The sequence below is a fragment of the Pseudomonas sp. S11P7 genome, assembly GCF_023195435.1.
Lineage (GTDB): Bacteria > Pseudomonadota > Gammaproteobacteria > Pseudomonadales > Pseudomonadaceae > Aquipseudomonas > Aquipseudomonas fluorescens_G.
On the sequence record NZ_JALPKS020000002.1, the window covers coordinates 3,880,332 to 3,894,642 of the forward strand.

The 14,311-nt window shown below is 60.7% G+C and carries 11 protein-coding genes; all 11 read right to left on the reverse strand.

The genetic code is table 11. The annotated features are described in order from the left end of the window. Positions 1-22: 22 nt before the first annotated feature. The 11 genes from pseC to M0746_RS17905 all read right to left on the reverse strand — a co-directional run bounded on the left by pseC (position 23) and on the right by M0746_RS17905 (position 14,197). Positions 23-1,183 (reverse strand): UDP-4-amino-4,6-dideoxy-N-acetyl-beta-L-altrosamine transaminase, encoded by a 1,161-nt coding sequence (gene pseC, locus M0746_RS17855; RefSeq protein WP_258450089.1) that lies wholly within the window; start codon positions 1,181-1,183, stop codon positions 23-25. Further along, positions 1,180-2,181, reverse strand: coding sequence for a UDP-N-acetylglucosamine 4,6-dehydratase (inverting) (gene pseB / locus M0746_RS17860; protein WP_258450090.1), 1,002 nt, complete (start codon positions 2,179-2,181; stop codon positions 1,180-1,182). Before pseB ends, pseC begins: the two co-directional genes overlap by 4 nt. Positions 2,182-2,204: 23 nt before the next feature. Then, positions 2,205-5,117, reverse strand: coding sequence for a glycosyltransferase family 2 protein (locus M0746_RS17865; RefSeq protein ID WP_258450091.1), 2,913 nt, complete (start codon positions 5,115-5,117; stop codon positions 2,205-2,207). 55 nt (positions 5,118-5,172) lie between these two features. Continuing rightward, the gene (locus tag M0746_RS17870; protein WP_208938254.1) at positions 5,173-5,910 is read right to left on the reverse strand and encodes a cephalosporin hydroxylase family protein; all 738 of its coding nucleotides are present in this window, start codon (positions 5,908-5,910) and stop codon (positions 5,173-5,175) included. 17 nt (positions 5,911-5,927) lie between these two features. Next, positions 5,928-6,998, reverse strand: coding sequence for a class I SAM-dependent methyltransferase (locus M0746_RS17875; RefSeq protein ID WP_258450092.1), 1,071 nt, complete (start codon positions 6,996-6,998; stop codon positions 5,928-5,930). Next, positions 6,995-7,846 carry an NAD-dependent epimerase/dehydratase family protein gene (locus M0746_RS17880; protein WP_258450093.1) on the reverse strand — a complete coding sequence of 284 codons (852 nt, stop codon included), beginning with the start codon at positions 7,844-7,846 and terminating at the stop codon, positions 6,995-6,997. Before M0746_RS17880 ends, M0746_RS17875 begins: the two co-directional genes overlap by 4 nt. Continuing rightward, positions 7,843-9,069 (reverse strand): class I SAM-dependent methyltransferase, encoded by a 1,227-nt coding sequence (locus tag M0746_RS17885; RefSeq protein WP_258450094.1) that lies wholly within the window; start codon positions 9,067-9,069, stop codon positions 7,843-7,845. Before M0746_RS17885 ends, M0746_RS17880 begins: the two co-directional genes overlap by 4 nt. Further along, the gene (locus tag M0746_RS17890) at positions 9,066-9,626 is read right to left on the reverse strand and encodes a dTDP-4-dehydrorhamnose 3,5-epimerase family protein (protein WP_258450095.1); all 561 of its coding nucleotides are present in this window, start codon (positions 9,624-9,626) and stop codon (positions 9,066-9,068) included. The genes M0746_RS17885 and M0746_RS17890 overlap by 4 nt, the downstream gene beginning before the upstream one ends. Continuing rightward, a complete protein-coding gene (gene rfbG, locus M0746_RS17895) occupies positions 9,623-10,705 on the reverse strand; it encodes a CDP-glucose 4,6-dehydratase (protein WP_208938259.1) in 1,083 nt (360 codons plus the stop codon). The genes M0746_RS17890 and rfbG overlap by 4 nt, the downstream gene beginning before the upstream one ends. Next, positions 10,687-11,460, reverse strand: a complete 774-nt coding sequence (rfbF, locus tag M0746_RS17900) for a glucose-1-phosphate cytidylyltransferase (RefSeq protein WP_090282332.1) — start codon at positions 11,458-11,460, stop codon at positions 10,687-10,689. The genes rfbG and rfbF overlap by 19 nt, the downstream gene beginning before the upstream one ends. 802 nt (positions 11,461-12,262) lie before the next feature. Further along, the gene (locus M0746_RS17905; protein ID WP_258450096.1) at positions 12,263-14,197 is read right to left on the reverse strand and encodes a calcium-binding protein; all 1,935 of its coding nucleotides are present in this window, start codon (positions 14,195-14,197) and stop codon (positions 12,263-12,265) included. Positions 14,198-14,311: the final 114 nt, after the last annotated feature.

The following is a 14,311-nucleotide window of genomic DNA, read 5'->3' on the forward strand; positions in this document are numbered from 1 at the left end:
GTCTCGTCCACCGCCGCAGCGGTCATCCTTCGGTCAGTCGGCGCAGTTGCTCGACTACATGATCCTGCTGCTCATCGCTCAGCAAGGGGTACAGCGGCAAGCTGATGGCTTGAGCGTAGTAGCGTTCAGCCTCGGGAAAATCCCCCTCGGCAAAACCCAGGTCCTGATAGTAAGGCTGCAAGTGCACCGGGATGTAGTGCAGATTCACGCCGATACCGGCGGCACGCAAACCGTCGAAGACCTGACGATGACTGAGGCTGATGCGCTCGGTCTGCAAGCGAATCACATACAAGTGCCAGGCAGACTCCGCCTCTTCCTGCAGGCTCGGCAACGTCACCGGCAAATACGCCAGCAAGCGATCATAGCGCGCCGCCAGTTCGCGGCGCCGGGCGACGAATTCGTCCAGTTTGCCCAGCTGTGACAGCCCCAGCGCCGCTTGCAGGTCAGTGATCCGATAGTTGAAGCCCAGCTCGATCTGCTGGTAGTACCAGGGCCCGTGACTGGGCTCGGTCATCTGCTGCGCATCACGGGTCATGCCGTGACTGCGCAGGCGTTGCAGACGCTCGGCCAGGTGCGGGCGATTGGTCAGGACCATGCCGCCCTCGGCGCTGGTGATGATTTTCACCGGATGGAAACTGAACACCGTCATCGCGGCAAATTCGCCGCACCCGACCGGGCGCCCGGCATAGCTGGCGCCGACCGCGTGCGAGGCGTCCTCGATCACGGTGAAGTTATAGCGCTGCGCCAGTTCGGCGATGCGCCGCATGTCACAGCTCTGTCCCGAGAACGCCACCGCGACCAGCACTTTCGGCAACGTGCCGTCGCGCTCGGCCTGTTCCAGCTTCGTAGCAAGAACCACCGCGTCGAGGTTCCAGGTCAGCGGATCGATGTCGACGAAATCCACCTCGGCGCCGCAATAGCGCCCGCAGTTGGCCGAGGCGAGAAAGGTGTTCGGCGTGGTCCACAAACGATCGCCCGGCCCCAGCCCCGCCGCCAGACAAGCGATGTGCAGCGCCGCGGTGGCGTTGCACACCGCCACGGCGAAATCGGCCTGGCAACGCGCGGCCATCGCCTGCTCGAAGCGTTCGATGGTCGGGCCTTGGGTCAGCCAGTCCGATTGCAGCACCGCGACCACTGCATCAATGTCCGCCTGATCGAGGCTTTGCCGACCGTAGGGGATCATGCCGAGAGTTTCGCGTGCAGGTCGGCGATCTGCCCGACCGAAAGGAACTGCGGGTTGGTGTCGGAGCGGTACTCGAAATCTTCGCTCACCGCGCGCCCACGCTCGCCGAGTTTGTCGACGGCAAAATCGACATCGACGCTGGTAAAGCGAATCGACGGCTGGATGGTGTAGTGATCCTCGAACTCCAGGGTCATGCGCGCATCGTCCAGCGGCACCATCAGCTCATGCAGCTTTTCGCCGGGACGGATGCCGACGTTTTTGTGTGGCAAATGCTCGGCCATGCCGCGCGCCAGATCGACGATGCGGATCGACGGAATCTTCGGCACGAACACTTCGCCGCCGTGCATCCGCGCGAAGCTGTCGAGCACGAATTGCACGCCGTGATCGAGGGTGATCCAGAAACGCGTCATGCGTTCGTCAGTGATCGGCAACTCCTTGGCACCGTCGGCGATCAGCTTGCTGAAAAACGGTACGACCGAACCGCGCGAACCGGCGACATTGCCGTAACGCACCACGGCGAATCGGGTCTGCTGCTCGCCGGCAATGTTGTTGGCAGCGACGAACAGTTTGTCCGAAAGCAACTTGGTCGCGCCGTACAGATTGATCGGGCTGGCCGCTTTGTCCGTGGACAACGCCACGACTTTTTTCACACCGTTGTCGATCGCGGCGGCGATGATGTTTTCCGCGCCGTTGACGTTGGTGCGAATGCATTCGGTCGGGTTGTATTCCGCCGCCGGTACTTGCTTGAGCGCCGCGGCATGCACCACGTAGTCGATACCGCGCATGGCCTGACGCAAGCGATCGGCGTCGCGCACGTCACCGATGAAATAGCGCATGCACGGCGCGTTGAAGGTCTGTTGCATCTCGTACTGTTTCAGCTCGTCACGCGAGAACACCACCACGCGCTTGGGCTGGTATTGCTCCAGCAAGCGACGGATGAAGTTGCGCCCGAACGAGCCGGTGCCGCCGGAGATGAAGATCGATTTACCGTTGAACATGTTCTGATTCCTGTCCGGCGAGCTTAAGCGAGCAACTGTGCCCAGTTGATCGGGGCACTTTCGCCCAGGGTGAAACCTTTGCCGGTCAGGGCCAGGTTGGCGTTGTAGGCCGGGTCGTGCGCGAAGGCGTCGGGCCATTTTTCACGCAGCGTCGCCAGTGCCGCTGGCTTTTGTGCCAGCTCGCCGTTGTGCAGCACTTGCACCAGCGGCGTCCACAGGATGAGGTAACCGGCCTGACCGGCCTTGAGGCACAGGTCGACATCGGCGAAACCTTCAGCAAAAGTCGCTTCATCCAGCCCGCCCAAGGCGCTGTACAGTTCTTTGCGCACCATCATGCAGACCTTGGAGACGGCCGAATAATTTTGCTCGGCGACCAGACGCTGCATGTAACCCTCGGCCTTGTGTTTCTCGCCGATGAAGGGCGAACCCACGCCATCGTTCAGACCCAGGATCAAACCGGCGTGCGAGACCTTGCCGTCGCGATCGACCAGCTTGGCACCGACGATCCCGACTTCCGGGCGCTGGGCGTGATTGAGCAGCGAATCGATCCAGTTCGGGTTGACCACTTCACTGTCAGCGGCCAGCAATACCAGATAATCACCCTGGGCCTGCTCGCTGGCGGCGTTGTACAACGCGACCTCGCTCAGTGGCTGATCGGCACGCAATACATTGACCCTGGCATGACGCAGCGTGCCCAGCCAGTCATTGACCTGCGCCGACTGCCGGGCGTCAGCCGCCAGCAATACTTCGTAGCGGCTGTAACGGGTTCGCAGCAGCACGCCTTCCAGGCAACGACGCAGCGCCGGCAAATCATCGATGACCGGCACAATGATCGAAACCAGTGGCTGCTCGGTGTGGCGATAATCGACCTGCCAGGTGCCCGGCGTTTGCGAAGTAACCTTGGCCTTGTAGCCGCGATTGCCGAGATGGCGCAGCAATGCCAGGCGTTCGTGGGTGTTTTCCTCCAGCGGCGCCCGCTCGGTGATCAACAGCGGCTCGTCGAGATGCGCGAGGCCGTCGAGGCCACCCTGCTCGATGATGCGCAACAACAGATCGAATTCCAGCGCCTTGCTGAAATCGGCCTGATAGCCGCCGACCTCGAGCAGCACCTGGCGACGGATCAACCAATGGCGCGCCATCAGTGACGGCACGCTTTGCAGCAGATCCAGATTGAAACCGGGGCGGAACACGTCGACCAGCGCACCGTTTTCCTTGCGCTGGATTTCATCGGTGGCGACAGCACGCACACCTTGGGCACCCATCAGTTCAAGGCTGGCGCGCAACAGGCCGGTGGCGGTGAACTCATCACCGGCCTGAGCCAACATCAACCAGTCGCTCGGCGACTGCTGAGCGCTCTGGTTGAGTTTGTCGACGAGATTGCCGGGCGTGACACGGACAAAGTGCAAGGTGTTCCGCGCAGTGGTCGCTGCCGGCGCTTCACCGGTGGTGAACACGACAATCCTGAATGCTTTGCAGTGCCCCTCGACCAGGCTGTCGAGCGACACCTGCAACTTGTCGATGTCGTTGTCCAGATCAAGCAGGAAGATACCGAACTGCGGGCCACCCCCTTCAGCAGCCACGTGCTGGCGGATCGACTCGAGCTGCTCGATGGCCGGTGCGCGTGCAGCCAGCCAATCCAACAAACGTCCCGATTGCATCTTGTCGAACGTGCGCTGATGATCATCGACCGTCAGCGCCTCGAGGCGGGCGATCCATTCATGCATTTGCGCCGCCGTCTCGTCACCGAGCACTTGCATTTGCGCGGCCAGACGCTTGGCAACGACCTGATTGAACGCATTCAGATCATGCGCCTGCCACAACCGGTCGATCACACTCTCCGGCGTATCGTTATTGCGCGCCTGCAGCAGATGCGCCTGACGCGTCCATACGCCTTCCAGCCCTTCCAGCTGAAGGCGACCCGCCGGCAGGGTGTGCAGCATGAATTCGAACTGCTCCAGAAGATCGAAAAACGCCTGGTTGTAGAACGGCATCTCGACGTACTGCAGTGGGCCGAAACGCCGATCTGGCCGGCGCAATTGCTGATTCCAGGTCGACTCGAAAATCAGCTCGGCAGTCAACGCCCGACCGACCGCAAGACTCTCGGCCATCGCCGCAAAGCTCTCCAGAGCAAATGCCTTGGCCTGCCCTGCATCGAGGTTTTGAATACCGGTAGGCAGCGAGACGAGGAAATCGGCGAACGCCTCTCGTTCGGCGACCGACCTGGCATCGAGATAGGTCAGCGAGTGATATACATCGGTATTGTGTTCGGACACGCCGTAGTTGATCTCGCGCACCACATAAGGAATTGGCAGGATCCGTGCCTTGGCGCTGGCCAGCAGGAAGTACACGTGACCGATTTCCTGCCATTGAAAATTGGTCCCCGGCGGCAATGCCGAGTGCCAGGTTTTCATCAGATCGGTACGGGTCACGGCGTAAAACGGCGGGATGTACTGACTCATGTAGTCAATGACGCGGTCCTGCGCGCGCTCGGATGAATAGTCTTCCTGAACCTTCTTGTCGCGGCGGTAGTAGTTCACCCCATCGGCCTTGGCCAGGTACATCAGGCAATAGCCATGGCACATGCCATAGTCACGATTGGCCTGGAGAAAGCCGACAGACTCGCAGAGCGAATCGAACACGATGAAGTCGTCATCCGCCGCCAGCACCATATAGGGCGTGGTCAGTTGCTCGACGCCATAGGCCAGTTTGGCCTGCATGCCCCAATAGGCGAATTGCGGCACGTGATGATAATCGACGGCGGAGAAATCGCCTTCCGGCCGTTCCGGCGAGGAGTCCAGCACCATGATGCGGCAGGGCAAGCTGCTGTAGTACTTCACCGCACGGCGCAGGAACGCCGGCCGGTTGTGAGTAATCAGCACCACCGTCAACAACTCGCTGAGCGGTAGCGTCAGTTCAGAACTGTACTTGCCTTGCATAACTTCTCTCCACAACCGGCGACTCGCCGAGATAACGCTTTGGGGATGTTGCGAATTAACGAACGCGACGCAGATAGCCGTCCGGCGCCACGGTGATCAGCAGCTTGTTCTGCAACTGCTGGTCGATCTCGAAATCCTGGTTTTCTTCCAGGTATTTCCACACCGCGGTTTTCGGGTTGTCACCCGGGCCCCACGGACGATCCGGGAAGAAATCGGCCGGCATGTCTTCGACCACGGTGTCCATCACCACGCAATAGCTGTCGACCGACACCAGCGGTGCGTAGAGACGCAGCTCTTCGAGGACGTGATCGTGGGTGTGGTTGGAGTCGAGCACCAGAATGACTTTCTTGCCCTTGGCCGCCGCTTGCACCTGGGCGGCGATGCCTGCATCGATGCTCGAGCCTTCGATCATCTTGATGCGCTTGGCCATCGGGTGGCTTTCGATCGCTTCGCGGTTGTGCGCACGGATATCCAGGTCGATGCCCAGCACCTCGCCGTGGCCTTGCAGTTCCAGCAACGAGGCGTAGTAGATGATCGAACCGCCGTGAGCGATGCCGCACTCGATGACCAGGTCCGGTTTGACCTGCCAGATGATCTCCTGCATGGCCATCATGTCTTGCGGCAGCTGGATGATCGGGCGGCCCATCCACGAGAAGTGGTAGCTGTACTTGTGCTTTGCCGATTCGTTGAAGAAATCGCGGGCCAGGCCGGTCAGTTTCGGGTTGTCACCCTGCTGGGCGATCTGCTCGCGGCACTCGGCTTCGAAGGCTTGGTTGATGCTGTTGTCGGTCATGTTGGTCATCTCAAGGGTCACTGGAACGAAGCGCTGTCGACGGCGTGATAGACGTAGCGTCCACCGGTCATCCGCTTGATCTCTTCGAGGTAATTGGAATTCATCACAAACAGGTTGGCGCCTTCGGGCAGCGTATCCATCGCCTCTTGCGGCGACGACACCCGCGCACCGCTCAACGGCAGATAACGCCCCTGCTTGGCCGGGTTGATATCGACCACGCGGTCCACCGCCACCCCGGCACGTTGCAGGAACAGCGAATAGATCACGCCTTTGGACGAAGCGCCCCAGATCGCCGAGCCCTGCTCGGGGGCGGATTGAATGATCTGCACGGCGCGGTCGAGGCTGGCGGTGAAGCCATCCGGCAACGTCAGGCGCGGCACCGGTTGTTCCGGGGCGAGGCGCAACGTCGCCAGGTCAGCGACGATGTACAGGTATTGGCCACCGAACAGATGGCCAGCCTCATGTACGGTGCCGAACAGACGGCGCAGGTCATCGAGGCGGAAGTAATTGACGTGCTCATAGAACAGGTCGAACCAGGCCTTGTGTTCGAGAATCCAGTCGAAGCACGGCACTTCGATGTAGATCTGCCCGCCCTGATTGGCCTCGGCGATCACGGCGAGGAAGCTCACCGGGTCCTGGATATGCTCCAGCACATGGCGCAGAACGATCGCATCGGCGGCCAGCCCCAGGCCGCGGGTAAACGGCGCCTTGATCACGTCGGCATTTTCGCCTTCGTAAGCCGGGTCGATGCCGGTGATCGAGTAGCCCAGGCGCTTGAGCAGTTCGAGGAAATAGCCCTTGCCGCAGCCGACCTCGATCAGTTCCTGGCCCTTGAAGTGCCTGGCGATAATGCCTTCGACGTCATTCAAGTGCTTCTGGAACTGGCCGGAATGCGCCTGCTCGTTCTGGTAATCGGCGTCGTAGCTGAGCTTGTCGGCATCGAACGCAGCATTGAAGATCAGACCGCTGCGCGCGTCCTGTACCAACAGCATGTCGGCACTCGCCGACGCCTGCGCCGATGCTGCGTCAGCGAAGGTACGGTTCTGCAACACCGGCAGGTCGGTGACCCGATACAACTCGTGCCTCATTGCGGCTCTCCCAGTAACTGTTGCAAGCGCTCGGTCACCGCCCAGAACGCCAGCGGTTCGTGGCTCGGATAGGGGTAATGGCCGAGGTTCAATTGGATCGTCGCGCCGCGTTCGCGCAGACGCTGCTCAACCAACGAGCGCACCGACACTGCTTGGCCACTGGCGCAATTGATTACGCCATTGAAATCGTGTTTTTGCAGGATCGCGGCGAGGTAACCGGCCGCGTTTTCAATCGGCAGAAAATCGCGCAACTGCTCACCGGCCGACATGTTGAATGACGCATCACCGGCATCGATCGCCCGGTCCAGCGCCGCGAGCAGGCTGTTGGGGTTCTGCCCTTCGCCGTGCAGATAGAACAACCGCGCCCATTGCAGGGTGAACGGCCGTTCCTGCTGCAGACTCTGCAGAAACAGGTGCAGCGTATGTTTCGCCAGACCGTACGGATTACTCGGGCGTGGCTCGGTTGTTTCACTGAGCGGGCCGCTTTGCATGCCATATTCGAAGCAGGTACCGGTGACCAGCACCTGCTTTAAGCCGGCCTCGACCGCGCTTTTGATAAAGCGATAATCGGCCATCAGGTTGTGCTCGAAATGGAACAGCGCCCGATAGTTCGGCAAACCCGGCCAGGCCAGATGCGCCAGGGCATCGATGCCAGCGGTCAACGCGCGGACATCGAGGTCAGCAGCATGAATATCCGCGGCGACGAACTCGACGTCGTTGATCCACGGCATGCCTTGCGCGGTTTGCGCATTACGCGCCACCGCGCGCACTTCGCAGCCGCATGCCAGCAACGCGGCAACCAGATGCCGACCGACAAAACCCGTGGCGCCCGTGACCAGCACCTTCACAGCACTTTCAACTCAGGCACGGCGATCACGAAGCGTCCGTCCCACTGACGCACTTGCGCCAGCTGCTGACTGACTTCGTGCAGCAGGTTCCATGGCAGCACCAGCACGTAGTCCGGCTTGTCGATATCGATCTGCGCCGGCGCCACGATCGGGATGCGGCTGCCCGGCAGAAATTTGCCTTGCTTGTGCGGGTTGGCATCCGCGACCCAGGCGAGCAGGTCCGGCTTGACCCCGGCGTAGTTGAGCAAGGTATTGCCCTTGGCCGCCGCACCGTAACCGACCACCCGTTTGCCCTCGGCCTTGGCCTGCAAAAGAAAGCGCAGCAGTTCATGTTTGATGCGTTCAGCGGCGGGCGCGAGCGTCGCGTAGTAGTCAGCGGTTTTCACCCCGGCATCGAGTTCGGCCTGCAACTGTTGCTCAACGGCCGCTTGTACCGCTCGGCGCTCGCCGTCCTTGCGCTGCACGAACACGCGCAGCGAGCCGCCGTGGGTGCTCAACTGGCTGACGTCGAAAACTTCCAGGCCATTGCGCTCGCACAAAGTCTGCACGGCGGTCAGCGACAGGTAGGAATAGTGTTCGTGATACAGCGTGTCGAACTGCGCACCGGCCATCAGCGTCAGCAGTTGCGGAAATTCGAAGGTGGCGACACCGCTCGGCTTGAGCAGCGTGGCAAAACCGCCGAGGAAATCGTTGATGTCCGGCACATGCGCAAGCACGTTGTTGGCCGCCATCAGGTCGGCGCCCCAGCCTTCGCTTTGCAGCTGCGCGGCGGTGTCACGACCGAAGAACAGTTCCCGAATCTCCAGGCCTTTCTCGCGTGCCGCCTGCGCAGTGCTGCGGGTTGGCTCGACGCCCAGGCAGGCAATGCCGCGCGCGGCGACGTATTGCAGCAAGTAGCCGTCGTTGGCGGCGACTTCGACTACGCGGCTGTCAGCGTTGAGGCCGAAGCGCTCGACCATCTCGGCGACATAACGCTCGGCGTGGGCCAGCCAGGTGCTGGAGAACGAACTGAAATAGGCGTACTCGGCGTCGAACAGGCTGTCGGCGCGGGTGTAATCCTCGGTCTGTACCAGCCAGCATTGCTGACATACCGCGACCTTGAGCGGCACCCATTGCTCGGCCTGCTCCAGGCGATCGGCATGTACATAGGCGTTGGACGGTGGCGAGGTGCCGAGGTCGATCAGCGGCAGGCTCAGCGGTGCAGCACACCCACGGCAGTTCATAGACGCACTCCAGCAAAGTGTTGATCGAGCGCGGGATGGCTGGAATCACGCGCTGACAAATTATTGACAGGCAATGGCCAGGCAATCGCCAGCCGCGGATCGTTTACCGACAGCCCGCCCTCATGCTCCGGCGCGTAATCGGCGCTGTGCAGGTAAAGCAGTTCGGCATCTTCGCTGAGGGTCTGGAAGCCGTGGGCGAAGCCAGCCGGGATCAGCAGGCTGCGACCGTCGCCAGCCTTGAGATGTTCGGCGTGCCATTGCAAGAAGGTTTCCGAGTCAGGACGCAGATCCACCGCGACATCCCAGACTTCACCGCGCAGGCAAGTGATCAGTTTGGCTTCCGGAGCGTTGGCATTCTGATAATGCAGCCCACGCACACTGCCCTGCTCGCGCGTGCAGGAATGATTGATCTGGCGGATGTGGAACGCACTGCCGAACGCGCTCAGACTGCCCTCGCAGAACAACCGGGCGAAGTGCCCGCGCTGATCTTCGAAGCGCTTGTGCTGGACGCTGAACAGCCCGCCCAGTGGCAACGCCTTCAGGGAGAACTCGCTCACAGCGCGCCTCGGTACAGGTTCAGTTGCCCAAGGGTGACGGTGCGCATGTCATCGCCGTTCTGCCACGCCAGATGCCAGTCGAGGGTCTGGGCCAGGCATTGCTGCAAGGTCCAGCGTGCTTGCCAACCCAGCAATTGCCGCGCACGGCTGCTGTCCAGTCGCAGCAGGCCAGCTTCATGCAATTCGCTTTTTTCGATACGCAAACCAGGTGCCTGCGGCCAGCGGCTGGCGAGCAATTCGACGACTTCGCCGACGCTGCACATGTCCGCCTCACCGGGGCCGAAGTTCCACGCGCCGGCATACTCCGGACCTTGCTCATAAAGGCCTGCGGCCAACTGCAGGTAGCCGGCCAGCGGTTCAAGGGCGTGCTGCCACGGGCGCACGGCTTGCGGGTAGCGCAGGGTCACCGGCTCATCTGCACTCCAGGCTTTGAGCACGTCGGGAATCAGGCGCTCCGGGGCAAAGTCACCGCCGCCTAGCACGTTGCCAGCACGCGCGGTGGCCAAAGCCAGCCCGTGTTCGGCGTGTTTGTCCGCCGGGAAAAACGACGCGGCATAGGACTGCGCCAACAGCTCGCAACAGGCCTTGCTGCTGCTGTACGGGTCGTGACCACCGAGGGCTTCGTCTTCGCGGTACGGCCACAGCCATTCCTTATTGGCGTAGACCTTGTCGGTGGTCACCAGCACGCAGGCGCGCACGCCACCGACCTGACGAATCGCTTCGAGCAGGTTCAGCGTGCCCATGACGTTGCTGGAATAAGTGCCGAGCGGATCGCGATAGCCTTCGCGTACCAACGGCTGCGCCGCCAGATGCAGGACGATCTCCGGTTCGGTGTCGGCAATGATTTCCAGCAAGGCGCCGAGATCGCGCAAGTCACCGCGCTGATCGTTGATGCCCTCGCTGACCCGCGCCAGATGGAACAGGCTCGGCTCGGTGGACGGGTCCAGCGAAAAGCCGCTGACTTGCGCGCCAAGGCTTTGCAACCACAGGGTCAGCCAGCTGCCTTTGAAACCGGTGTGTCCGGTGACGAGAACGCGTTTGCCGCGCCAGAAATCCGCACTCAGGCCCATTGCTTCCATGGGGCCTCCCCGCTCTGCCACAGTGCTTCGAGATGATTCTTGTCGCGCAGGGTGTCCATGGGGTGCCAGAAACCTTCGTGTTCGAAGGCTTTCAACTGTTCGTCCGCAGCCAGACGCGCCAATGGCTCGGCTTCCCAGGTGGTGGCGTCATCAGCGATGTATGGCAACACCTTTGGCGAGAGCACGAAGAAGCCGCCGTTGATCCAGCCGCCATCGCCACGGGGTTTTTCGGTGAAGCCCAGCACTTGATCGCCTTGACGCTCAAGGGCGCCGTAACGGCCCGGCGGCTGCACGGCAGTGACGGTCGCCAGACGCCCGTGGGCTTTGTGGTAGTCGACCAGCTGAGCAATGTTGATATCGGAAACGCCATCGCCGTAGGTGAAGCAGAACGCCTCTTCATCCTGCAGATAACGGCCGGCGCGCAACAGACGGCCGCCGGTCATGGTTTCCTCACCGGTGTCGATCAGGGTGACGCTCCACGGCTCGCTGTAGTTCTGGTGCACGTCCATGCGGTTTTCGCGCATGTTGAAGGTGACGTCGGAGGTATGCAGGAAGTAGTTGGCGAAGAAGTCCTTGATCGCATAACCCTTGTAGCCCAGGCAAATGACGAAGTCGTGGATTCCATGGGCGGAATACTGCTTCATGATGTGCCAGAGAATTGGCTTGCCGCCGATCTCGATCATCGGCTTGGGCTTGAGGTGCGACTCTTCGCTGATGCGCGTACCGAGGCCACCCGCCAAAATTACTGCCTTCATCGTCTCCCCTCTTGTTCTTCACCGGGCTGCGCATGGCTTTGTTGAGCATTGCGGGCCGCGGCGACACCTTTTGCCGTTCCGGGCGCAGGTGAAATAACCGCGAGCGCTCGTTTTATGGCGATTTGAGGGGGACTTGCAGGAAACGCGCCAGCTCCAAAATCATTGACAACGAGGAACACCAGCCGGAGCAAAAATCAAAAGCCCCTCACCCTAGCCCTCTCCCGGAGGGAGAGGGGACTGACCGAGGTGGATGCGAGAGGTACGCCGACCTGAAATACCGAGTCGAACTCAGACTTTGAAAAGCCCACAAATCGGCTCCCTCTCCAGGGGGAGAGGGCTGGGGTGAGGGGGTAGCCACGCCACCAATCCAAAGCCATGCGACGCTTTTCACCACTCAACAATGAGCGCCAGCTCGAGTGCTCTTGATCTTGCGTCACCGGCGACATCGGAAGGCTGAGTGGAGGGATTGATCCGGGCGTGGGAGCGCAGCGACCGTCTGGCGTAGCCAGACACAGCGGACGTAGGTGCAGCGCAGCAAACCGTAGCCGCTGCGCCCGGATCGATCCCGGAGCGAAGGGACCCGAGCCTGCGAGGGCCGAACGCAGGAGCAAGCGTTTTGGGTTACCTTTTTGGCGTTTGAAAAAGGTGACTCGCCGTAAGGGCGAAACCGCCATAAGCCACACCCGAAGCAACGGATATTCACCCAAAACACCAAGAGCCTGGTCGGCCCAGAGGCCGCCAAGGCCAAAAAAAAAAAGGGACGAACCCAAAGATTCATCCCCCTTCTCAAAGCCCCCGACAACTACCCGAACATGGCAAACCCATCACCACCCGCAGGCAGTTCAAAGACCTGACCATCAGCCGTCTGAACATGCTCGATAGTCGCAAACCCCGCATACCAGTCCACCAGCCGCACACCACTGTCCGGCACGCCACTGCTACCGTCATTGGCACTGTGCAGATAAACGTCATCGCCTACACGGGTCACGCTCAACTGACTGGCGTCAGCGATCGTGTTCAGAATCAGCGTGTCATTGGCATCCAGCCCTTCATCCTTGATCGTCACCAACGCAGACGTGTTCACCACATAGGTATCATCGCCCTGCTCGCCAAACCCGCTGCCGCCCACACTCGACGGGCCGGTGCCGTTGAAGATCAACACGTCATTCCCCTGCCCACCATAGGCCACGCCTCGTCCAAGGGTAATGTTGTCATTGCCTTCATCGCCACTGACCCAGGTAAACAGACCGTCGCGCGCAGCGATGATGACGTCATCGCCCAAGCCACCGAACAAGGTGTCGGACTGCCCGGCTGCATCGAGACCGGATGCCAGACCACCGTAGATATGGTCGTTGCCATCGCCACCCTGAATCTGGTCGTCACCACCACCGCCTTCAAGGACGTTGTCGCCCCACTCACCCTCCAGGACATCATTGAACTGGCTGCCGCGCAGGCCTTCGATGTCGATGTAGACGTCATGGAAGGCGATACCGCTCTGCGCTCCCCATTTCAGCGAGGCGCTCAAGCCTTCAGTACTGTCGTCATAGCTGACGATGTCTATGCCCGCGCCACCTTCAAAGTTATCGGCCCCCGCCCCGCCCAGCAGCACATCGTTCCCGGCCCCGGAAACTATCGTATTGTTCTCGTCATTGCCGTAACCGGTGAAATCGCTGCTGCCGGTATAGGTCAACCGCTCAACGAACGCACTCAGCTTCAACTCGGAGAGGCTGGTGTACACATGATCGGTACCGCCCATGAAGCTGTCGTCTTCTTCGACAGTCACGCCGGTGCTGTTGATCGTATAAACGTCATCACCGATACCGCCAGCCACCTTCACACCACTGGCATTGACGACAAAACGATCGGCGCCTGAGGTACCGATAACCTCTTCCACGTTGAGCAGCGTGTCACCAGCGAGGTTGCTGCCATAGCCGATCACGACATTGGCCACGTCGAAGGCGTAGCGGTAATTGACAGTGTCGTAGCCCTGCGCACCATCGATACTCATCGAGTCCTTGTGACGATAAATCACATCATCGAAGCCCGAACCCTGAAGCGCTTCGATGCCGGTGAAAATATCGCCATAGGCGATGGTCAGGCCGTCGTAGTTGGCGAAGTCTTCGACTCGCACCCCTTCAAGGCTGTCGCTGTAGCTGACGGTGTCGTAACCGTCCCCCCCGACAAAATGATCGGCACCATCACCACCCCACAGCCAGTCGTTACCGGCACCCGCGATGATCTCGTTGTCGGTGTCACTGCCGTAAGCCTTGAAATCACCGGTACCCGTGAAGGTCAGCTTCTCGACGAAGCCAGCCATCTTGAAGCTGTTGAGGCTGGTGCGCAGTTCGTCATAGCCACCCCAGTCTTCCTCGACGATGGTCACGTCTTCGGCGGTGACGATGTAGACATCGTCACCGCTGCTGCCTTCCAGCGTCACGCCGGCTACCGAACTGCTGAACGTATCGTTGGAAAAGGTGCCGACGATCTTCTCAACGGATATCAGCGTATCGAGCTTGCCGTCGGGGCCGGTGACGGTAGTCGCACCCTCGGCCAGTTCGACGTTGATTCCTGAGGTTATTGCGTAGTAATTCGCCGTGTCGAAGCCGTCACCGCCATCGAGCTCATCCGATCCCGTACTTGCCAGCAGGACATCATCCGACTCCAGTCCATAGAGTTGGTCATTGCTGTCGGTGCCCAGCAGGACGTCCGCTTCACTCGTTCCATTCACGACTGTCATCACATCTTCCTTGCGTTGTTGTTGAAACCGGATCCGTCAGTGCGGGCATTGCCTGTCCAGCGCGCATTCCCTCGCCTGATCGACTCGTACAAATCGTTGATTCTGTAAAAAAGG

Coding starts and splice junctions, on each gene's coding strand:
- pseC (WP_258450089.1), bottom strand. CDS start 1,183: ATGATCCCCTACGGTCGGCAAAGCCTCGATCAGGCGGACATTGATGCA.
- pseB (WP_258450090.1), bottom strand. CDS start 2,181: ATGTTCAACGGTAAATCGATCTTCATCTCCGGCGGCACCGGCTCGTTC.
- M0746_RS17865 (WP_258450091.1), bottom strand. CDS start 5,117: ATGCAAGGCAAGTACAGTTCTGAACTGACGCTACCGCTCAGCGAGTTG.
- M0746_RS17870 (WP_208938254.1), bottom strand. CDS start 5,910: ATGACCGACAACAGCATCAACCAAGCCTTCGAAGCCGAGTGCCGCGAG.
- M0746_RS17875 (WP_258450092.1), bottom strand. CDS start 6,998: ATGAGGCACGAGTTGTATCGGGTCACCGACCTGCCGGTGTTGCAGAAC.
- M0746_RS17885 (WP_258450094.1), bottom strand. CDS start 9,069: ATGAACTGCCGTGGGTGTGCTGCACCGCTGAGCCTGCCGCTGATCGAC.
- rfbG (WP_208938259.1), bottom strand. CDS start 10,705: ATGGAAGCAATGGGCCTGAGTGCGGATTTCTGGCGCGGCAAACGCGTT.
- rfbF (WP_090282332.1), bottom strand. CDS start 11,460: ATGAAGGCAGTAATTTTGGCGGGTGGCCTCGGTACGCGCATCAGCGAA.
- M0746_RS17905 (WP_258450096.1), bottom strand. CDS start 14,197: ATGACAGTCGTGAATGGAACGAGTGAAGCGGACGTCCTGCTGGGCACC.